The 21,604-nt window shown below is 63.3% G+C and carries 18 protein-coding genes; 8 read left to right on the forward strand and 10 right to left on the reverse strand.

Annotated features, from left to right (window positions below):
* Nucleotides 1-125: 125 nt before the first annotated feature.
* From AC1D2G_RS30185 to AC1D2G_RS30220, 8 genes are all read right to left on the reverse strand, one after another.
* A complete protein-coding gene (locus AC1D2G_RS30185) occupies nt 126-884 on the reverse strand; it encodes an FkbM family methyltransferase (protein ID WP_477418658.1) in 759 nt (252 codons plus the stop codon).
* Complete coding sequence (locus AC1D2G_RS30190) at nt 881-2,113, reverse strand: hypothetical protein (RefSeq protein ID WP_477418660.1); 1,233 nt, start codon at nt 2,111-2,113, stop codon at nt 881-883. The genes AC1D2G_RS30185 and AC1D2G_RS30190 overlap by 4 nt, the downstream gene beginning before the upstream one ends.
* A gap of 23 nt (nt 2,114-2,136) precedes the next feature.
* On the reverse strand, nt 2,137-3,567 hold the full coding sequence (locus AC1D2G_RS30195; RefSeq protein WP_477418788.1) for an aspartate aminotransferase family protein: 1,431 nt from the start codon (nt 3,565-3,567) through the stop codon (nt 2,137-2,139).
* A gap of 104 nt (nt 3,568-3,671) precedes the next feature.
* Nucleotides 3,672-4,679 carry an NAD-dependent epimerase/dehydratase family protein gene (locus AC1D2G_RS30200; protein ID WP_477418662.1) on the reverse strand — a complete coding sequence of 336 codons (1,008 nt, stop codon included), beginning with the start codon at nt 4,677-4,679 and terminating at the stop codon, nt 3,672-3,674.
* Complete coding sequence (locus AC1D2G_RS30205) at nt 4,676-5,107, reverse strand: EamA family transporter (RefSeq protein ID WP_095087322.1); 432 nt, start codon at nt 5,105-5,107, stop codon at nt 4,676-4,678. The genes AC1D2G_RS30200 and AC1D2G_RS30205 overlap by 4 nt, the downstream gene beginning before the upstream one ends.
* A gap of 124 nt (nt 5,108-5,231) precedes the next feature.
* On the reverse strand, nt 5,232-6,584 hold the full coding sequence (locus AC1D2G_RS30210; RefSeq protein ID WP_477418664.1) for an FAD-binding oxidoreductase: 1,353 nt from the start codon (nt 6,582-6,584) through the stop codon (nt 5,232-5,234).
* Between the two features lie 3 nt (nt 6,585-6,587).
* Complete coding sequence (locus AC1D2G_RS30215; RefSeq protein WP_477418666.1) at nt 6,588-8,021, reverse strand: UbiA family prenyltransferase; 1,434 nt, start codon at nt 8,019-8,021, stop codon at nt 6,588-6,590.
* 228 nt (nt 8,022-8,249) lie between these two features.
* Nucleotides 8,250-8,513 carry a hypothetical protein gene (locus AC1D2G_RS30220; protein WP_167392187.1) on the reverse strand — a complete coding sequence of 88 codons (264 nt, stop codon included), beginning with the start codon at nt 8,511-8,513 and terminating at the stop codon, nt 8,250-8,252.
* Between the two features lie 77 nt (nt 8,514-8,590).
* On the opposite strand from AC1D2G_RS30220, the gene AC1D2G_RS30225 reads away from it, so the two are divergent.
* The gene (locus AC1D2G_RS30225; protein WP_477418668.1) at nt 8,591-9,547 is read left to right on the forward strand and encodes a helix-turn-helix domain-containing protein; all 957 of its coding nucleotides are present in this window, start codon (nt 8,591-8,593) and stop codon (nt 9,545-9,547) included.
* 132 nt (nt 9,548-9,679) lie between these two features.
* A complete protein-coding gene (locus AC1D2G_RS30230) occupies nt 9,680-10,555 on the forward strand; it encodes an NAD(P)H-binding protein (RefSeq protein WP_477418670.1) in 876 nt (291 codons plus the stop codon).
* A gap of 15 nt (nt 10,556-10,570) precedes the next feature.
* Here AC1D2G_RS30230 and AC1D2G_RS30235 read toward each other — a convergent pair whose 3' ends face one another.
* The gene (locus AC1D2G_RS30235) at nt 10,571-13,060 is read right to left on the reverse strand and encodes a mechanosensitive ion channel family protein (RefSeq protein ID WP_477418672.1); all 2,490 of its coding nucleotides are present in this window, start codon (nt 13,058-13,060) and stop codon (nt 10,571-10,573) included.
* 207 nt (nt 13,061-13,267) lie between these two features.
* Here AC1D2G_RS30235 and AC1D2G_RS30240 point away from each other — a divergent pair, with 207 nt between their 5' ends.
* The 5 genes from AC1D2G_RS30240 to AC1D2G_RS30260 all read left to right on the forward strand — a co-directional run bounded on the left by AC1D2G_RS30240 (nt 13,268) and on the right by AC1D2G_RS30260 (nt 20,038).
* Nucleotides 13,268-14,527 (forward strand): sarcosine oxidase subunit beta, encoded by a 1,260-nt coding sequence (locus tag AC1D2G_RS30240; protein WP_477418674.1) that lies wholly within the window; start codon nt 13,268-13,270, stop codon nt 14,525-14,527.
* A gap of 10 nt (nt 14,528-14,537) precedes the next feature.
* On the forward strand, nt 14,538-14,834 hold the full coding sequence (locus AC1D2G_RS30245) for a sarcosine oxidase subunit delta (RefSeq protein ID WP_457150422.1): 297 nt from the start codon (nt 14,538-14,540) through the stop codon (nt 14,832-14,834).
* On the forward strand, nt 14,831-17,839 hold the full coding sequence (locus AC1D2G_RS30250) for a sarcosine oxidase subunit alpha (RefSeq protein ID WP_477418676.1): 3,009 nt from the start codon (nt 14,831-14,833) through the stop codon (nt 17,837-17,839). Before AC1D2G_RS30245 ends, AC1D2G_RS30250 begins: the two co-directional genes overlap by 4 nt.
* Entirely contained in the window at nt 17,832-18,419 is a 588-nt protein-coding gene (locus AC1D2G_RS30255; protein ID WP_477228727.1) for a sarcosine oxidase subunit gamma, read from the forward strand. The genes AC1D2G_RS30250 and AC1D2G_RS30255 overlap by 8 nt, the downstream gene beginning before the upstream one ends.
* A 176-nt stretch (nt 18,420-18,595) precedes the next feature.
* Nucleotides 18,596-20,038, forward strand: coding sequence for an MFS transporter (locus AC1D2G_RS30260; RefSeq protein WP_477418678.1), 1,443 nt, complete (start codon nt 18,596-18,598; stop codon nt 20,036-20,038).
* Between the two features lie 42 nt (nt 20,039-20,080).
* Here the strand turns inward: AC1D2G_RS30260 and AC1D2G_RS30265 are convergent, their stop codons facing one another.
* The gene (locus AC1D2G_RS30265; protein WP_477418680.1) at nt 20,081-20,785 is read right to left on the reverse strand and encodes a nitroreductase; all 705 of its coding nucleotides are present in this window, start codon (nt 20,783-20,785) and stop codon (nt 20,081-20,083) included.
* A 171-nt stretch (nt 20,786-20,956) separates the two neighbouring features.
* On the opposite strand from AC1D2G_RS30265, the gene AC1D2G_RS30270 reads away from it, so the two are divergent.
* The gene (locus AC1D2G_RS30270) at nt 20,957-21,553 is read left to right on the forward strand and encodes a helix-turn-helix domain-containing protein (protein ID WP_477418682.1); all 597 of its coding nucleotides are present in this window, start codon (nt 20,957-20,959) and stop codon (nt 21,551-21,553) included.
* Nucleotides 21,554-21,604: the final 51 nt, after the last annotated feature.

Below are 21,604 nucleotides of genomic sequence, written 5' to 3' on the forward strand. Positions count from 1 at the left end.
ATAGGGCGGAGCGGTGGCACTGATGAAGCCTGTTTGCGACATTGGCAAAAAGCCGAGCGACCAGACCACCGAATGGTCCACGTGGGAAGCATCGGCCGGTTCTTTTTCAGCCGAAGGAGGCCAACTCAGGCGAAGGCCCACACATCCTCGGCCTGGAAGCCGACCTGATAGCCTGACGTCTTCAGCTTGACCACGACCTGGCCGATCTCGGCGGCCGGCAGCGCGCCGACCTCAACCTTGATCATGCCTGGGCGATAGCGCTTGAGGTCGAGTTGTTCGAAGACGACCCAGTCGGCGCCCTCGCAATCGACGAGGAAGGCATCGATATAGCTGATACCGTTGCGGTCGAGCAGGGTCTGCAGCGTTTCCGACGGCACCTCGATATCTCTCAGATGCGGCGCGAACTTGTTGAAATTTGCGTCGGCCTCGCCCCAGGCGTTCTTGCCCGACATCAGATTGGTGTCGGTCACCGACGAGCAGCCGATGAACTCGATCGGCAACGTGCCGGCCTCGAGTGCGGCGGCATCGAAGGTGTGGACGGTGATCGTGCCCTTCGTCTTGGTGACAGCCACCGGCTCGATGATGAACCGGCTCGTGTCGGGATAGTTGGCGCGCAACCGCTTCTGATTGTACGGGATCGGCTCGACCAGCATGGCGCGGGCACCAGCTATGCGGTGCAGCCACGGCGTCACGTCATCGAACAACGCGCCGTCGCAGGCGCCGACATTAACCATCTGGAACAGGCGCCCTGATCCGCCGAAGCGCGCTTTCAGCGCCGCCTTGGCCAGGAATTTCGTGCCGCGTAGCGACGGTCCGCGATCGAGAAGTCCACTGGGAAGACCAAGCGACAGGGCAACACGCGCCAGGTTGGATACTGAACTCATGACTTGTCTCCGGGAAGGACATGCAGGGCGGCGCGATGCTGGCCACGGGCTGCTGTTGCCCACAGCGCCATCAGCGGCGTCGCCAGCAGCAGGAACGGCGGGATCAGATTGGGGAAATAGATGCGAGTGTCGTGGATCGGAAACACGGCGAATTTCGCCAGCACGCCGAGCACCAGCGCCGCAAACAGGATGCCGGCGCGACGCTCGAGGCGGAAGCCGACGCGGCTTGCCGCGTACCAGCCGGCCAAAGCCAGCACCGAGACGCCGACCCAGCTGTTCAGGCTGACGGCGCGCAGCAGCGATGTGGCAAACGCCCGCAGATAGGCAGCGATCGAGAATGGCGGCTCGAACCCGTCCATATTGTAGTGCTGCTGGATGCTGGAGAACCACAGATGCGGCCACCAGCCGGGGTGATGGGCCCAGTGCGAAATGGCGAAATAGGCGACGAAGGACGCGGCGAAGCCGACCAGCGCGCCCCATGCCTTCTGCCGGAAGGCGACCAGCAACACAGCGAAAATAGCAAGGAAAACAATGTTGTCCGGCCGCGCCATGAAGGCAAGGAAGAGCAGGATCGCCGTTGTCGCCTCGCGGCCGCGGACATAGGCGTAAAGCCCGCCGAGGAACAGCGCCGAGCACAACAGGTCAGGCGTCGAGGCACGCGCTGCATCACCGAAGTCGGCCATGATCAGCACCGCGCCGATCACAGGAGCCAGCGCCAGTGCGTGCTCCGAGCGCAGCCAGAGCAGCGCGATCGCGCCGAACAACAGCACGGACAACACCGAGACCAGCCGCATCGCCTCCACTGGCGACATCGCCGAACTCATCGTCGACAGGATCTCGGCATAGAGGAACTTGATCCGATACATGCCGAGCAGCGAATGGAAGTCGGCGGCATTCTCCGCCATATGGCTGCGGAAGCCGCCGCCATCGTCGGTCAGCGTCTTGTAGTCACCCGCCGACACGCCGGCCTTGACGGTGCTGTAGGCATAGTCGTGCAGCGCCTGCGCATCGGGATAGGTGCCTTCCTCGGCGATGGCGAGATAGGGCAGCATGTCCCAGTTGGCGTCCGGCATCACCCATGCCGTGAACGCCGTCAGCAGGATGTAGAGCGCGAAAGCCGCCGCGCCGATAGGTGCCGCCAAACGCGCATAGGTCCCCTCACCCCACGTCAGGCCGGCCTCGGTGAGCCGGTCGAGTGGGTTTTTCTCAGCGGGAGACTTGGTCAGCATGATTTTGCTCAGCGACCTTCGCTTTAACGGACTTGGCTTTTGACGAAATCCTTGACGATCGACACAATGCCGCGCGACAGCAGGCTGTCGAAGGCATCGACGAAACGGTCGACATGCTCGCGCTGGCAGATCAGCGGCGGCTCGAGCCGGATGACGTTGCGATTGTATTCGGTGAAGGCGACGAGCACGTCATAGTCACGCAGCAAGAGCGCGCCGATGAAGCCCGACAGCGAGCCTTTCAGCTTGTCGTCGAGCACGCTGACGATCGGCCGCAGCACCATCGGCAAGGTCTGCGAGAAGTCGTGGAACTCCAGGCCGACCATGAAGCCCTTGCCGCGGACGTCCTTGATGATCTTGGGATATTTGTCCTTAAGCGCCTGCAGCCGCTGCAGCAGGTAATCGCCGGTGACCGCAGAGTTGTCGATCAGCCCCTCGTCATAGAGCACGTTGAGCCCCTCTATCGAGGTGATGCAGGCCTCGCCCATGCCGCCAAAGGTCGCCATCGCATGGATCATCGCCGTCTTCGGCGTGCCGTAGGCCTTCATATAGACCTCGCGCCGGGCAATCATCGCGCCAACCGCCGCCTTGCCTGCACCAAGCGACTTGGCCAGCGCCGTCACGTCAGGAACCACGTCGTAATGCTCGAAGGCATAGAAGCGGCCCGATCGGCCATAGCCGCACTGCACTTCGTCGGCGACCCACAGCACCCCATATTGGTCGCAGAGCACGCGCAGCTTCTGCCAGTATTCGGCCGGAGCCTGGATGATGCCGCCGCCACCCTGGATGGTTTCGAGCACGATGACGCCGACCTCCGGGTCGGAGCGGAACAGGCGCTCGACCGCTTCAATGTCGGCAAAGGGGATGCGGACCGTATTCTCCGCCATCTTGAAGTCGGCGCGATAAAGCTGGCCGTCGGTGATGCCCAGCACGCCCTTGGTCTTGCCGTGGAAGGAATTCTCGGCATAGGCGATTTTTGACCGCTTCGGGCCTGCGGCGCGCTCGGCGAGCTTGACCGCCGCTTCCATCGCCTCTGAGCCTGACGAGCCCAGGAACACCATGTCGAGATCGCCCGGTGAGCATTTGGCGATGTTGTGCGCCAGGGCCGCCGCATATTGCGACATGAAGGCGATGGCGATCTCCTGGCGTTTCTCCTCCTGGAATTTTTTCCGCACTTCCAGAATGCGCGGATGGTTGTGGCCAAAGGCCAGCGAACCAAAGCCACCGAAGAAATCGAGGATCTTGCGGCCGTTCTGGTCGATGTAGAACATGCCCTCGGCACGCTCGATCTTGATCTTGTGGAAACCGAGCAGCTTCATGAAATGCAGCTGGCCGGGATTGAGGTGCGCCTTGAACAGGTCGGTCATCACAGCGACGTCCATCGCCTTGGCCTGCTCGACACTGATCAGGTCGGGCTTGGCGATGGTGGCGGGCGACAGCGCCGGCGCGCTGACCATGGTGCGCGCGCTCGTCTGTTCGGGCTTGGCCATGACGGTCATTTCAATCTCCTGTCTGCGCGCATGACCGGGATCGTGCGCAACGAAAGCTGTTTTGCGAGCCGCTATTCGGCCGGCACATGTTTGGTGGCGACAGCGTGACCGGCCTGCTTGGCGCGGTACTCGCTGTAGGCGGCGATCAGCATGTCCTCGTCGCGATAGTGCGGCACCCAGCCGAGCTGGCGTTCCGCCTTAGAGACATCGAGAACGCACTCTTCGTCGGCGATCAGATATTGCTCCGGATCCATGATCGGCATGTTCATCAGGTCGAGCAGGTCGAGCGTGCGCTTCACCGCCCAGCCCGGCGTCGGGATCAGGATCGATTTAGAACCCGCATGCCTGATCAGGTCGCCGAGCAGTTTCTTGACCGGCGGCGGGTTGAGCGAGCCCAGATTGTAGGCCTCATCAGGCACCCCGGCCTTCCAGGCGGCGCGCGCCGCCTCGGCGCAGTCGAACACCGAGATGAACTGATAGGGGTTTCTGCCTGAACCGATCATCGGCACAGGAAAACTCCAGTCGATCAGCTTGAACAGTTTTTCCAGAATGCCGAGCCGGCCGGGGCCGATGATCAGGCGCGGGCGGAACAGCGAGATCGACATGCCACGCTTGCGCCATTCGGCGGCCAGTTCCTCGGTCTTCTGTTTCGACCAGCCATATTCGCCAAGCGGCGCGACCGGATGCTCCTCCGTCATCGGCTGGGTGACCGTGTGGCCGTAAATCATGTCGGTCGTGTAGTGGACGAGCTTGGGTGCGCCGGCCTTGTCCATCGCCTGCATGATGTGCTCGGTGCCATGGAAATTGACCGGGAAGAAGAAATCATGCCGTTTGGCGCGAACCTGGATCGGCGACAGCATCTTGGCCGACAAATTGTAGACCATGTCGTCGGCCTTCAGCCCAACCGCGGCGACCGAGGCCGGATCGGTGACATCGCACTTGATAAAGCGGACATTGCGGTAATGCGGCAGGTCGCTCCTGACGATGTCGGCGACGACAACCTCTTCACCATCGGCGACAAGCTTCGGGGCAAGATGGCGACCGACGAAACCGTCGCCACCGAAAATGACATGTCTCATTGGATAGTCTCGCTGTGAATCTTGTCGGAGGAAAGCGAAGCCGTCTGCGCCTCATGCCCGCGCCCGCTTTGCGCGATCAACACCGTGCCGACGCAGATGCATGCGATGCCGGCGATGCGCCAGCCATTGAGGTCCTCGCGGAAGACGAAATAGGCGAAGATGGCGACGGCGACATAGGCGAGGCTGAGGAACGGATAGGCGAAGGAAAGCTCGACCTTGGACAGCACATAGAGGTGCGAGGCCATCGAAATGACAAAGGTGCACAGGCCCAGGAACACCCAGGGGCTGAAGACGATCTGCAACAGCTTGACCAGGGGATTGACGCCCTCGAACGAGATCGGCCCGAGCGACATCATGCCTTGCTTCAGCATCAGCTGCGCAGCGGCATTGGTCATGACCGTGAAGAGAATGAAGACGATGTATTTCATGTGTTCCCAGCCACCCCTTAACGCTTCCTATTACAAACCCGCAAACATTTCGTGAAGCCACAAGAATGTTTTGAGTGAATCGTCAATTTAACGATTTAATAACCAAGAATTACTCAAGTTTTATCTATTCTGCCGCCTCGACCGTGCCGCGCCGCGTATCGAGTTTCCTTGCCGTCCGAGCCCAGAATGACGACATGAAGGCGGGATCGCGCAACGCCTCCAGCCGCTGCCATTCGGGAAAGGACGAAGCGAAGATGTCGGCGCCCATGCGGGCATCCTTATAGGGGTTGACCGCGCCGCCGGCCTCGACGGTGATGCGATCGAGTTCCCGCAGCAGCGCGAGCGTTGCCGCCCCCCTGTTGGGGAAGTCCAGCGTCAGCGTATAGCCGGGACGCGGGAACGACAGCAGCGCCGGCGAGCGGATTGAGCCGAACCGCTTCAGCACGGTAAGGAACGAGCCCTGCCCGGCCCGCCTTGCTGCCGCCAGCAGCGCCGGCACCACCTCGTGCGCCGTCTCTTCAGGGACCACGCTCTGGTGCTGGAAAAGCCCTTTCGGTCCGTAAAGCCGGTTCCAGTCGCGCACGCCATCAAGCGGAAAGAAGAAGCCCTGGTATCCGACCTGGCGCGGCGCCGCGGACCGGCCCTTCTTCCACCTGTATGCGCCATTGAAGGCGGTCAGGAACGGCCGGTTAAGGACATTGAAAGGCGGCTGGACCGGCACCGATAGCGTGCCGCCGGCGCGCGCGGCGGCATGCGAGCCGTGCTCGGCGTGATTGCCGGTAAACAGCAGGCCGCGACCACTGTTGCGGCCACCGGCCAACTGGTCGATCCAGGCGACCGCGTACTCATTGGCCTGGTCGGCCGCCTCGGCCAGACCGAAAAATTCGCCGAGATCGCGAAACGGCGTCGCAGTCTCGACGATGTAGAGCGAAGGCACCCGCATCAGCCGGATCGAGGCCGACAGGATGAGGCCGGTCAGCCCCATTCCGCCGATCGTCGCCCGAAACAGCCGCGCATTGTCGGTCGCCGAACAGCGACGGGTCTTTCCGTCGGACCTGAGCAGCGTCAAGGCCTCGACATGGCAGCCGAAAGTGCCGCGCCGATGATGGTTCTTGCCATGCACGTCATTGGCGATGGCGCCGCCGAGCGTGACGAATTGCGTGCCTGGAACAACCGCCGGGAAGAAGCCGTAAGGGGCAGCGTGTGCGATGATGTCGGACAACAGCACCCCGGCATCGGCTTCAAGAAGGCCCGTCTCGGCATTGAAGGCGCGGATGCTGTTCAGGGAACGCATGTCGACGACCGTACCGGCCTCGTTCTGGCAGGAATCGCCGTAGGAACGGCCGTTGCCATAGGCGAGCAGCGACGCCGGCTTGGCCTGGCCGCCCTTCAGCAGCGCAATGCCATCGTCGGCGCCGATCGCGCGTGGTGCCGGCGGCGTGGCAAGACCAAAGCTCGGGAAGCGTTCGGCGGCCATCCCCTACCAGCCTCCGATGACCAGCATCACCGCGCCGATCAGCACCACGATCTGGCTGCGCCAGTCGCGGATGATGAAGACGACCGGGTCGTCATGCATCTCGTCGCGGCGCGCCAGGATCCAGACGCGCATGGTGAGATAAAGCACGATTGGCGCCAGCGGCCAGATCAGCCACGGATGCGGATAAAGCTCGCGCACGGCGACGCTGTCCATGTAGAGCGCCAGCACCAGCGCCGAGGAGAAGGCCGAAGCCATTCCGGCCTGGGCGACGATCTCCTGGTCTTCGGTGCGATAGCCACGGCCGGCAATGCGCTCGCCGGGCGGAATGGCTGTGGTGCGAAGTTCGACGAAGCGCTTCACCAGCGCCAGCGACAGGAAGAAGAAGATCGAGAAAGCGAGCAGCCAGAACGAGACGTCGACGCCGGTCGCGGCCGCACCCGCCAGGACGCGGATCGTGTAGAGGCCGGCAAGCGTCAGCACGTCGACAAGCAGCATCCGCTTGAACGACAGCGAATAGGCCGTCGTGACCACCATGTAGCCGCCAAGCACGGCCAGGAATTCGGGCGACAACAGCAACCCGGTGGCGATGCCGATCGCCAGCAGCACCGCGATCGCGCCAAGGCCGAACGGGATCGACAGCGCGCCGCTGGCGAACGGCCGGTTGCGCTTGGTGGCGTGCTTGCGGTCGAGCGCAAGGTCGAAGAAATCGTTGAGGATGTAGATCGCCGACGCCACCGCGCTGAACGAGACGAACGCCAGCAGGCATTGCCAGATCATGGCGGTGTTGAAATATTCATGCGACAGCACCATCGGCACGGTGATCAGCGAGTTCTTGAGCCACTGATGCACGCGCAGCATCTTGACGACGGTCCGCAGTGTCGGCTTGGGCGTCGGCATCGTCTCGGCGCCGTGGGCTGCCTGCCAGCGCGCGGCATGACGGTCGGGCGCCACGACGATCGCCGTGCGCGCGGCGTCGAAGACTTGGAGGTCGTGGCGGCTGTTGCCGGCGTAATCGAAGCCGCCGTCGCCATAGGCCGCGATCAGTGAGGCTCGCTTCCTGCCGGAGGTGAGATTGTCGAAACCGTCGGTAGCCAACACCCGGTCGAAAATGCCGAGATGGGCAGCGATGGCATCAGCGAACTTGCGCGGCGTGCCGGTCGCCAGCACGATCTTGCGGCCTTCGGCGTGCTCGGTCCGGAGGCGGCAGAGCAACGCCTCGCGATAGGGCAGCGATGCCGGATCGATGTCGATGCGCTGGGCGATCGCCTCCTTCAACCGGGCCGGGCCGCCGGCGGCCCAGAAAGGCACGAGGAAGATATAGAGCGGGTTCTTTTTGAGAAGGATGAACAGCCCTTCCCACAACAGGTCGGTAGCAATCAGCGTGCCGTCGAGATCGACCGCAAACGGTATTGCGTTCCTGTCCGACCTCGCATCCATAACCCGTCCTGCCCTGCCATCGTATGATCCGGAAAACCGGAGCCTCGTTGCGCGCCGCGTTTCGGCGTCTTGAAGCTGGTATAGCCGGGAACGGCATAGCGAACGTTAAAACGCCCGGATGCAGGCGGTTGTTGCGGCGGTATTTCCGGCTTCATTGTTAAGCAAACGCTACCGAAAACAATAAAAGGCCGGGCAAATGCCCGGCCTTTCCTGTCATGCCGTCGGGGATTACTTGATGCGGGCAACCCCGCCCGAGATCTCGACCGTTTCCGAGCCGGTCAGGGCTTCGAGATCGCCATTGGGCAAGGTGACGAAGCAACCGTTCGGGCAGAATTCAACGGTTTCGCCAGCGGCCAGCGCAAGGTCTGATTTGCTGCCGCCCTCCGTCACGATCAGCGTGCGGGTCTCGGCATCCTTGTTGACCGCGCTGGCGGCATGGGTCGAGCCGATGGCAGCGGCCAAAGCGACGGCAGCGACGAGAGACTTCCACATGTTGCAATATCGGTGTTCCCACCGCCTCTGTTGCATTTCGCAAGGCATTTTCGCCTTTGCATGGGAGCTTATATGAGATGGAAGCTGAACCGCAACTGAATGCCGCATTCATGCCGCAATTGGCTTTGGCTTCTCCAATGGCGACCGCAGGCCCTGTCAATTTCGCCTTCCGGCACAATATGATGCCGGAAGGCGGCAAACGCGAAGCGAAGACAATGCAAGGCAATTGGCTGGAAACGATCGGCGTGGGAGTTGAGACCCGAAGGATCGCCGCAGGCCTGACCTACGTGCCGGCGTCTCTCAACCACCGGCTGGGAATTCACGTCGGGGCACCAGTCAATGCTTCGTGCCACTGCGACGGAAAACGTCACCGGCGAGTTCAGTCGCACGGCGACATCGATATTGTGCCCGCAGGGCTCGATGGCGACTGGGAAGATGATGCCGACTGCACCATACTGCGGCTATGGGTCAGCCCGGCGCTGGTCCGGCAGGCTGCCCGGGATCTCGAAATCGATCCGGACAGGATCGTCGTCAACCCGCAGTTTCAGCGCCGGGATCCAAGAATCGAACACATCGCACACGCGCTGGCGACCGGACTGAGCCCTGACGTGCCGTCCGACCGGCTGTATTTCGAAAGCCTGGCCAGGGCCTTGGCCATGCAGCTCATCCATGGCGCGGCGTCCCTTCGAACCGTTGCGGCCAGGCAAACGCTTTCCTCCGGCCAGAAGCGCCGGCTTGACGAGTTCATCGAAGCCAATCTCGATCAGGACCTTTCCCTGGATGCGCTGGCCCAGGTGGCCGCCATCAGCGTGTCGCATCTGAAAGTGCTGTTTCGCCGAACCTTCGGCATGCCGCCCCACCAATATGTCATTCATCGCAGGGTCGAGCGGGCCAAAATCTTGCTGCACGAAGGGGAAATGCCGCTCAGCCAGATCGCGCTGGAGACAGGTTTCGCGCATCAGAGCCATATGGCTCAAAGCATGAAACGTGTCCTCGGCGTCACCCCTGCCGCATTGACCCGCGCGCAGCGGTGATCGGCGCTGACCTGCATCGCGCCAGCCTTGATCCGATCATCCGTTCTTGCGCTCCGTCGTCCATATCTGGGCGACGCGAACCCGCCGATCCGGCATTCCTGGCATTCGGCGATGAGATCGAAGGATGCGAGCATGTTTGTCGTGTTGGGTGCCAGCGGAAAAATCGGACGAGCCACCATTGGCGCACTGCGCCGACATGATGCTCCAGTCAGGGCCGTCGTTCGCAATCCGGCGCGAGCGGACGCGCTTCGTGCACTCGGTTGCGAGATAGAAGTTGCCGATCTGCGCGACGCGTCGGCGCTGGCGCGGGCAACAAGGGGCGCCACGACGGTGCAGGTCATCTGTCCAACCAGCATTCATTCCGATGATGCATCGGCTGACATGGAGTTCACCATCAAGGCCATCACGGACGCACTCGATCAGACCCGGCCGGAAAGTATTCTGGCGATCTCGGACTATGGTGCCCAGGTCGCTACCGGTACCGGCATCACGCTGACCTTCCACCATCTGGAATCGCAGCTGAAGAAGATCCCCGCGGCAGTAACGATGCTGCGCTCCGCCGAGCACATGCAGAACTGGGGCCGGCTGGTCGACCGGGCGCTCGCGACTGGCTTCCTGCCGAGCCTGCACCACCCTGTATCCAAATCCTTTCCTACGGTGTCGGCGGGCGATGTCGGGCTGATGGCGGCGGACCTGCTTCTCTCGGGCGGCGGCGATCGACTGCGCGTGGTCCACGCCGAGGGACCACGCCGCTACAGCGCGGCCGATGTGGCACTAACACTGGGTGAGATCGCCGGCCGCGAGATCGTTGCGCGTGAATTGCCCAGGCAGGACTGGGTCCCCGCTCTCGTTGGCGGCGGCATCAGTGCGAGTTACGCCGAACTGGTTGCAACTTTGTTCGATGCACACAACGCCGGCCGCATCGACGTGGAACACGGCTTCGGCGAAGTCAGGCGCGGCGAGACCGATCTTCGCACGGCACTATCCGCGCTGATCGCCAACCTCTGACAAGGATCAAAAAGTCTAGTCCGGATCGGGCTTGCGCACCTTGCGTCCCGTCTTGGCGAGCTTTTTTGCTTCGGCCGCGGCCTCCACCTTGGCCTGCTCCTGTTCGGCGAAATCGGCCTCGATCTTGTCGTCGTCGGTCGGCCAGGCCTCTGGCTTGCGGACCTCGACGACAGCGCGTGGCGTCGAGGGAATCTCGATATGCTCGCCGTTGAATTTCTCGAGCACGGCAAAACGGATGTCGTTCTGCGCGATATTGCCGTTCATCACATCAGCCAGGAACACACGGATCTCGAATTCGAGTGCTGCCGCGCCGAAATTTGAAAACAGCACGAAAGGTTCCGGATTCTTCAGCACCATCGGGTGGCCGCGTGCGATCTCCGTCAGGATGGCGTGAACCTTTTTGACGTCGCTGCCATAGGCGACGCCGACCTTGATGTCGACGCGGCCAAGCTTGTTGCGATGCGTCCAGTTGCCGACGGCGTTGTTGATCAGGTTCGAATTGGGCAGGATCACCGACTGCCGCTGGAACGTCTCGATCTCGGTGGCGCGCACGCTGATCTTCTTGACGGTGCCGCTGACATCGCCGGCGACGATCCAGTCGCCGACCTTGAATGGCCGCTCGGCCAAAAGAATCAGGCCGGAGACGAAATTGGACACCACATTCTGCAGGCCAAAGCCGATGCCGAGAGAGAGGGCACCGGCGACCAGCGCTAGATTGGACAGGTCGATGCCCGCAGCCGAAATGCCGACCAGTGCCGCCAGCGCAACACCGGAGTAGCCGACCGCCAGCCGGATCGAGTTGCGCACTCCGGTATCGACCTTGCCGCGCGCCATCACCGAACCGTCGAGCCAGCCCTGGAACCAGCGCGTCAGGAAATAGCCGATGATGAAGACGACGATGCCGGAAAGGATGCCGGTGACCGAAATCGTCACCGAACCGACGGTGATCCCGGTTGCCAGCCTGTAGGCCCAGGCCTCGATGTCGCCGGGCTGGAAACCCCACATCAACAGGATCAGCGGCAGGAAGACCAGCACGATCATCAAGTTGATGGCGACGCTGACGGCGAGGCCGAGTTGATCGAGGGCGGCGTCATCGTAACTCGAATTGGCCGACAGCCAGCGCCCAACGGACGTGTCGGCGAAAGCGCCCTCCTCGCCGATCGCCCGCGCCGACAGGAAGCCGATATAGGAAGTGATGAGGATGGTGCCGGTGACCAACACTTGCACCGAGACAAAGATGGCAAGGCCAATATAGCCGAGCAAGGCCGCAGCGATGGTGAACAAACCGAGTGCGAGCGCCATGTAGCGCAGCCATGCCGGCCACGGCCGCCAGCTTCCGTCACGCGCCCTGAACGGCCGCAGCATCGCCATCAGGATCAGGATCACGCCAAAGATGATCGTGGCGCCGAAACTGCGGGCAATGGTCAGCGACAGCGGCGAGCCCATCTTGTCGTTGACGATCGACAGGAAATAGTTGACGCCGATGACCACTGCCATGGCGGTCGTCAGCCGCACCAACCAGCGCGCCGGGCCGGTTTCGACGCGAATGAGCCGCCAGTTCGGCAGCCGCGGCTCGAGCGCCGCATTGGTCAGCCGGTTGACGCCGAACACCACAGCGATGACAGCCGCCAGCGCGTTCAGGAAGACCCCGATGTCGCCACGCAACACATTGTAATAGTTGAATAAGAACACCGTGGAGGCCAGGAATACGCTGACCGCCAGTGACGGCAGCAAAGTCGACCAGAACGCCACCGATAGACGGCTGAGATAGGACGGTTGCTCGACCGTCGGGTCGGCTTCGAAGACCCGCCCGAACAGCCGCCTGCCCCCGACCAGCAGCACCAGCGCCAGTCCGAGCGCCACGAAGGTCGCTGCCAGGATGGCCTTAAACTTGAACTTGAAAGCGAAGATCAGCCAGGACGACACCGCCTTGTACAGGTTGGCGTATTCGTCATGGGCGTCGGAGAAGACCTCAGGGCTCAGGGCATCGGACAGCACGTAGCGCTTGGTCAAAAGGTTGCGGAACAGCGCGCTGCGCATGTTGCCGATGTTGTCGACCAGCCCGCTGATGCGGATCGACAGGTTCTGCGCGCTGGCGACAACTGCGTTGATCTCGGCCTTTTCCGACGCCAACGCCTGGCGTTCGCCTGTAACTATGTCGGGCTCCTGTGGCTGCCCCGCCGCGGGTGGCGGGCCCAGCACCTCGATCCGATTGTTGATGTCGGTGAGGCGCGAACGAAACGCCAGCGCACTGGTAAGTGCCGCCCGCGACAGGTCCTCCAGTTGCAGACGGATATCGACGAGTGCGGCATCGTCCTCACCGTCCTGCTGTATTTTCTTCTCGAGGTCGTCAGTCTTGGCCGTCAGGCCCTGGATGACTTTCTGCTGATCGGTGATCAATCCGGCAGCGCCCTGACCGAGCGCTTGCGCCATCGCGTCAAACGAAGGCGGCGCCGAGACGACAAGCGCGAGGATCAAAATGAGGCGAAGCAACCGGAAAAGCATGATTTGTTGGCGACTCACGAGCGGCAAAGGCATCTAAAAAGCCTGTCATTGATAAAGACGGCCATATCATGGGGCAAGCCGTCGCATCCGATCGCTCCACTGATCCGATCGCGGGCGTCGGCCAGTCGAAAGGTGATGGCGCAATATTGGCTTTGCGGATGCGGCCTGCTCTATAGTCTGCCGCATCGCCCGAACCGGATGACAATGATGGCAGAGTACTCGGCCTTTTCGCTGCTCGCGAACGCGCTCAAGGGAAACAAGGACTGGAAACCGGTCTGGCGCAAGCCGGATCCGAAGGCGTCCTATGATGTCATCATCATCGGTGGCGGCGGTCACGGGCTGGCAACCGCCTACTATCTCGCCAAGGAGCACGGTATCACCAATGTCGCGGTGCTGGAAAAGGGTTGGCTCGGCTCCGGCAATGTCGGCCGCAACACGACGGCCGTGCGCTCGAACTATCTGCTGCCCGCCAACACCCGCTTCTACGAGCATTCGATGAAGATGTGGGAGAACCTGTCGCACGAGTTGAATTACAACGTCATGTTCTCCCAGCGCGGCTGCCTGAACCTGGCGCACACGCCGGCCCAGTTCGACGATTATGCACGGCGCGGCAACGCCATGCGTCATCTCGGCGTCGATGCTGAATTGATGACGCCGGCGCAGATCAAACGCCTGATCCCGGCGCTAGATATCTCCGACAGCGCACGATTCCCGGTGGTCGGCGGCCTGATGCAGCGGCGCGCCGGCACCGCCCGCCACGATGCGGTCGCCTGGGGCTATGCGCGCGGCGCCGACCGGCGCGGCGTCGACATCATCGAGAATTGCGAGGTCACCGGCTTCCTGCGCGACGGCGACCGCGTCACCGGCGTCACGACGTCGCGCGGCGACATCCGCGCCAAAAAAGTGGCCGTGACGGTCGCCGGCAGCACCGGGCGCGTCATGCAGTTGGCCGGCGTCGAGACGATGCCGATCGAGAGCCATGTGCTGCAGGCCTTCGTCACCGAATCGCTAAAGCCTTTCATCGACACCGTCGTCACCTTCGGCATGGGGCATTTCTACATGTCGCAGTCGGACAAGGGCGGCCTCATCTATGGCGGCGACATCGACGGCTACAACAGCTACGCCCAGCGCGGCAACCTGCCCATCGTCGACGAAGTGATGAGCGAGATGCTGGCGCTGTTTCCGGGCCTTGCCCGCGTGCGCATGCTGCGCTCCTGGGGCGGCGTCTGCGACATGTCGATGGACGGCTCGCCGATCATCACCACCGGCCCCCTGCCCGGCATGTATCTCAACTGCGGCTGGTGCTATGGCGGCTTCAAGGCGACGCCGGCCTCGGGTTGGTGCTTTGCCTGGACCATCGCCAAGGATCAGCCGCACGAGTTCAACGCCCCCTTCACGCTCGACCGCTTCCACCGCGGCCTGGTGATCGACGACAAGGGCCAGGGTGCAAACCCGCGGCTGCATTAGGTAAAGTCCCATGTTGATCACCTGTCCCTATTGCGGCCCGCGCGACGTCGTCGAATTTACCTATCAAGGTGACGGCAACCGTAAGCGCCCCGACCCCGCCTCGCAGAATTTCGAGGCATGGAACGCCTATGTCTACGACCGGCTGAACCCGGCCGGCGACCACAACGAGATCTGGCAGCATTCTGGCGGTTGCCGCGCGCATCTCAGGGTCGTGCGCAACACGCTGACGCATGAGATTTTGAGCGTCGCCTTCATGCGCGGCGCTCACACCTCGACCGCGCGCCGCAAGGCGGAGGACAAATCATGAGCCCGCGCCGCACCGACACTGGCGGCCGCATAGACCGGCTGAAAACCATCCGCTTCACCTTCGACGGAGCCACCTATACCGGCCATGCCGGCGACACGCTGGCGTCGGCGCTGTTGGCCAAGGGCGTCACCCTTTATGGGCGTTCATTCAAATATCACCGCCCGCGCGGCCTGCTCACCGCAGGCGTCGAGGAGCCCAACGCGCTGGTGACGGTGCTGAAGGGCGATGTTCGCGAGCCCAACATTCCGGCGACCATGGTCGAGATCCATGACGGACTGGTCGCCATCAGCCAGAACCGCTTTCCCTCGCTTGCCTGGGACGTCAACGCCGTCAACCAGCTTGGCGGCAAGATCCTGTCGGCCGGCTTCTACTACAAGACCTTCATGGGGCCGGTGATCGGTCCGCTCAAAGGCACTCGCTTCTGGATGTTCTGCGAGCATTTCATCCGCCGCGCCGCCGGTCTCGGCAGCGCCGGATCGGCGAAGGACCCGGCCCGCTATGAACGCATGAACGCCTTTTGCGACGTGCTGGTAGTCGGCTCCGGCCCGGCCGGGCTGATGGCCGCCAAGGCCGCTGCCGATCAGGGCGCCCGGGTCATGCTGGCTGATCTTGAGCCGCGTTTCGGCGGCTCTGCCAACTGGTCAGGCGAAACCATCGATGGCACACCGGCCGCCGACTGGGCCCGCCGGACCGTTGCCCAGCTCGAAGGCCGCGACAATGTCCGGCTTTTGCCGCGCACCACGGTCTGGGGCTATTACGACAACAACACGCTTGCCGCGCTCGAACGGGTCAGCGACCACAAGGAGCAGCCCGGCAAGGGCGAGCCGCGCCATCGCTATTGGGCGATCCGCGCCCGCTCCGTGGTGCTCGCCACCGGCGCCTTCGAACGGCCGCTGGTGTTTCCGGGCAATGACAGGCCAGGTGTGATGCTGGCGCATGCCGCCGAGCGCTACGCCAACGAGTTCGGCGTGCTGCCGGGCGAACGGATCGCGCTTTTCACCAACAATGACAGCGCCTACCGAGCGGCCGTCGCCTTGAAGAAGGCGGGAGCCGCGGTCGTCGCCATTGCCGACGTCCGGCCAGATCTTTCAGCCGAAATGCGCAAGCTGGCCACGGAGGCCGAGGCCGAGATCTTCGCCGGCCATGCCGTCATCGCCACCGAGGGCGGCAAGGCGCTGTCCGGCCTCAAGCTGCAACGCTTCGACATGACCAACGGCTCGCTCACCGGCGACGCCCGCAGCATCCATGCCGATTGCCTGCTGATGTCGGGCGGCTGGTCGCCGACCATCCATCTGGCCAGCCAGGCCGGTGCCAAGGCCGAGTGGAACGCCGCGCGGCAGGCTTTCCTGCCGCCGAAGCCGACCCAGCAATGGCCAACGCAGCACTGGATTGGCGCCGGCGCCTTCACCGGCAGTTTTTCCACCACTGAAGCCATTGCCGAAGGCCGCGCCGCCGGCCTTGCCGCGGCCGGTGGAACCAGCACGCCGGCGGCGTTGCCCACTGTCGAAGCCGTTCCTGGCGACCCCGATCCGGCGCCGGTGTTCGAGATCAGAGCCAAGGGCAAGAGCTTTGTCGATTTCCAGCACGACGTCACCGCGGAGGATGTGCGGCTGGCACACCGCGAAGGCTTTGTCTCGGTCGAGCACCTGAAGCGCTACACCACGCTCGGCATGGCGACCGACCAGGGCAAGAGCTCCAATGTTCCGGGCCTTGCCATCATGGCCGAGGCGCTGGGCAAGCCGATCCCCGAGGTCGGCACGACACGCTTCCGCCCGCCTTTTGCGCCGGTATCGATCGGCTCGCTGGCGGCAGAGCGCTTCGGCGACCTGAAACCCGAGCGGCTGACGCCGATGCATGACTGGCATCTCGCCAATGGCGCGACCATGTATTCGGCCGGCCTGTGGTACCGTCCGATGATCTACGGCCATGCCGGAGAGACGGTCGAGCAGGCCTATGTGCGCGAAGCCAAGGCGACCCGCGAAAGCGCCGGCATCGTCGATGTCTCGACGCTGGGCAAGATCGCCGTGCAAGGGCCCGACGCCGCCGCATTCCTCGACCGCGTCTACACCAACATGTTTTCGACGCTGGCCGTCGGCAAGGCCCGCTACGGGCTGATGCTGCGCGAGGACGGCCTCGCCTTCGACGACGGCACCACCTGGCGGTTGGGCGAGCAGGATTTCCTGATGACCACCACCACGGCCAACGCCGGCAAGGTGATGCAGCATCTGGAATATTTCCTCGACGTGATCTGGCCGGAGCTCAAGGTGCACGTCACCTCGGTCACCGACGAATGGGCGGGCGCCGCGATCGGCGGACCGAAGGCCAGGCAGATCCTCGCTGCTTGCGTCACCGGCACATCGGTCGACAACGCCACCTTGCCCTTCATGGGAATTGTGCGCGGCGAGATATCGGGTGTCCCGGTGATGATTTGCCGGCTCTCCTTCTCCGGTGAAATGGCGTTCGAGGTCTATTCCGGTGCCGGCCATGGCACCCATGTCTGGGAGGCGCTGATCGAGGCCGGCAAGCCGTTCGGGCTGGTCACCTACGGGCTCGAGGCGCTGGGCACGATGCGCATCGAGAAAGGCCATGTCACCGGTGCCGAGATCGACGGCCGCACCACGGCCCGCGACCTGCACCTCGACTGGATGCTGTCGCAGAAGAAGCCGTTCATTGGCTCGTCGATGATGGACCGCGAGGGCCTGATCGCGTCTGATCGTCTGGAGCTCGTCGGCCTGATCGCGCTGGACAACCGCCCACTCAATGGCGGCGCGCACATCGTCGAGCAACTCGACGAGGCCAATCCCCACGGCTCGATCGGCCACATCACCGCCTGCTGCTATTCGCCAGCGCTCGGCAAGCACATCGCGCTGGCGCTGGTCAAGGGCGGCAAGGCACGACACGGCACGCGCGCCAATGTCTCCGATCCCCTGCGCAACCGGTTCGGGCCGGTCGAGATCGTCTCCAACCACTTCTTCGATCCGGACGGGAGCCGCATGCATGGTTGAGCGCCAATCACCGCTCGAGCCGGAGTTTCACATTGGCTCGCATGGCAATTTCGAACACGGCGTCGAGATCATCCTGACCGAGACCGGGCCCGGCTCGATCGTGCAGCTGGCAGCCTGGCCGGGTGAGGAGAAGAAGTTGATTGCCGCCATCCGTACCGTCACCGGGTTTGCGCTGCCCGATGGCGCCGGCGGCGGCCTGAGCGACGGCGTGAAGTCGGTCTTCGGCTTCGCGCCGGGAAAATTCACCGTTGCCGATGAAGCCGAAGGCCTGGCCGGCGCCTTTGCCAAGGCGGTCACCCCGGCCATCGGCACGGTGACCGACCTTTCGCATGGTCGCACCGCCATTCGCATCGCCGGGCCGAAGGCCGAATGGGTGCTGGCGAAGTTCTTCGCCATCGACTTCGCGCTGCCGGCCTTTCCGGTTGGCGCCGGCCGCTCGACCACCCATCACGATGTCTTCGCCCAGATCCAGCGTACCGGCTCCGACCAGTTCGACATCTATGTCTTCCGCTCGTTCGCACGCTCGTTCTGGAAGGCGCTCTGCCATGCCAGCGAGGAAGTCGGCTACGAGGTGCAATAGGCAGCGCCGGCCGGATGGCCGCATCGCCGCGGCTTCTGGCATCAACGCCAGCCGGTTCTGCCGCTAGAGAATCGCGCTGCGGGCGGCCATGATGGAAAACGTGGCCGCCAAGACCGGCCCAAGGGGCATCAAACCCCGTCTCAGGCTCGGCATAGTCGTTTGGTTCGAACATCCCCATGACCGCAGAAATATCCGCCGGCGCCACCGATCGCGCCGATGTGTCGGCCAGAGCCTTGCTCCTGCTGCCACTGACGGTCGCGTGCGGCGTCTTCATGACCAGCCTCGACCAGAATGTCGTGGTGACGGCGCTGCCCGGTATCGGCGAAAGCCTCGGCCGCCCGCCCAGCCAGCTCGGCCTTCTGATCACCGTCTATGTCGCCAGCCTGATCATCTCGATGCCGCTTGGCGGCTGGGCCGCCGACCGCTTCGGCCTGCGCAACGTTTATTGCTTTGCCTTGCTGGTGTTCGCCACCGCGTCGGCCCTGTGCGGGCTGTCCGATAACATCTGGATGCTGGTCGGCGCCCGCGCGCTGCAAGGGTTCGGCGGCGCGCTGATGGGCACGCTCGGCCAGGTCGTCATCCTGCAGACCTTTCCGCGCAGCCGCACCCTGAAGATCAACATGTACATCTCGCTGGCCGGCCAGTCCGGACCGCTGGTCGGCCCGCTCGTCGGCGGCGCGCTGACCACCTACATTTCCTGGCGCTGGATCTTCTTCATCAACGTGCCGTTCGCACTGGCGGCGGCTTTGCTTGCCGCCTCGCTGTTTCCGACAGTGACCAAGCCCGTGCGCACGCCGTTCGATTTTCCGGGGTTTCTGCTGGTCGGCAGCGGCATGGTGCTGCTGGTCTTCGGCATGGATTCGCTTGCCGCCAAGGATGCGGCCGGCGGCATCATCGCCGGTGAACTGGCGCTCGCACTCGTCATCCTGACCATTGCCTCGGTCTACTGCCTGCGCGTGCGCAATCCCCTGCTCGATCTCAAGCTCCTGCGCATCCGCACCTTCCGCATCTCCTTCCTGACTGGCGGCGGCCTGGACACGATCGGCCTCAGCTCGGTCGTCTTCCTGCTGCCGCTGATGTTCCAGCTCGGCTTTGGCATGAGCGCGGTGCAGGCGGGATCGCTGACTTTCGTTGCCGCGGTCGGCTCGGTGGCCATGCGCTTCTTCATGCCGAGCGTCCTCAACCGTTTCGGCTTCCGCCGTGTGCTGGTCTGCAACACGCCGATCGTCGCCGCCATGGTCGCTGGATTTGCCTTGATGCAGGCAACCACACCGGTGTGGATCGTGCTTGCCTACATCTTCGTCTTCGGCGTCTTCCGCTCCGCGCAATGGGCGTCGACCGGCAACCTCGCCTATTCCGACATCGCACCCGAGCAGCTCGCCCGCTTCAGCGCGCTCAATTACATCCTGTGGCAGCTCGCGGTGGCGATCAGCGTCGGCCTGGCCGCCGCGGCACTGTCGTTTCTGGCCGGCGGCGGTCCGGCGATCGCCAACGATTTCCGCATCCTGTTCGTGATCGAAGGCGTCATCACGCTGTGCGCACTGCTCGCCTATCTCAAGCTGACGCCGCAGGACGGCGCCCATGTCAGCGGCCACGGCGCACAGATGAACACGGAATAGTGCTCGACGCCCAGTTGGCCGGTTCTGGCCAAGGCGGCCGGCTTATTCGCTGAACGTCACCCACTCTTCCAGCGGCACGCGGTCGGTGCGGAAGGCGTTTTCGGGTTTGGAAATGTCCTCATAGCCAAGCGCCATGCCGCAGACGACGATCTCCTCGTCGGGAATGTTGAGCACCGGCCGGATCTGCCGGTGATAGGGGGCGAACGCCGCTTGTGGGCAGGTGTGCAAGCCCCTGCCCCGCGCCGCGACCATGATGTTCTGCAGGAACATGCCGTAGTCGATCCACGAGCCTTGGTTAAGCCTGCGGTCGATGGTGAAGATCATGCCGACTGGCGCGTCGAAGAAGACGAAGTTGCGGTCGTGCTGGGCGCGCATCTTGTCGACCTCGCGACGGCCGATACCGAGCGCGCCATAGAGCCCAAAGCCGTTGGCGCGCCGTCGGGTCAGATAGGGCTCGAAGAACTGGGTGGGATAGTAGCGGTACTCATCCCAATCGGCCTTTTCAGCGCGGATGCCCGAATTGAGGATGGCGTCGGTGATCTGCTGCTTGGTCTCGCCCTTGGTGACGTAGACCTTCCACGGCTGCATGTTGGTGCCGGATGGGGCCCGCGCCGCAACCGACAGAATGGCGCGGATGGTGTCGTCGTCGACCATGTTGGGCAGGAATGCGCGCACCGAGCGGCGCGACAGGATCGCCTCGTCGACAATCTCGGCCTCGTCCGCAATTCGGGTGTTCTTTTCAAGCATGGGCCGTCCTTTAACCCTCGTCTCGACCAGACGTCCCCACTCGCCGTTCGTGCCCGAGCCTTTGCATGAACCGTCAAAATCCTGCAAGCAAATCTTGAGCATACGTGAAAATCCACTTGATTTTTTCATGAGCTTCATTTCTCATGAAATTCGGATGCAAATTTTCATGAAGTGAGCGTTTTGCCTTCACCTATCGCACGAACATTGCAGGCACCTGACGAACGCGTGCTGGCCAGCGATATCAGGGCGCTGCGCAAGGCGCGCGGGCTGACGCTTGCCGAGATCGGCCTGAAGCTTGGCCGTTCCGTCGGCTGGGTCAGCCAGGTCGAGCGTGGTCTCTCGACGCCATCGCTCAGCGATCTCAGAGCCTTCGCTGAACTGTTCGGCGTGCCGATCAGCCTGTTCTTCAGCCATGACGTGCCGGTCGAAAGCGAGCGTGGCGTGGTTGTGCGCGCCGGCAGGCGCCGCACGCTTGGCACAAGCGAATCCGGCCTGGTGGAGGAGCTTCTGTCGCCCGATCTCGGCGGTAGCTTCGAGATGGTGCGTTCGGTCTTCGCGCCGGGCGCGGAGCTGAAAAACGAGGCGCGTCGGCCGACCGAAGAGGCCGGATACGTCGCGTCCGGACTGTTCGACATAGAGATATCGGGCGTCTGGCATCGGCTCGGCGAAGGCGACTCCTTTCGCTTCGAAGGCAAGCCCTACCGCTGGCGCAATCCGGGTGCCGAGCCGGCGGTTGTCATCTGGGTGGTTGCGCCGCCAGTCTATTGAATGCATGTCGCCCAGAAGCGAGCAGCGGCTTGGGATAACGACAAGTATCAA

This window comes from Mesorhizobium sp. P2_C7 (assembly GCF_056404515.1).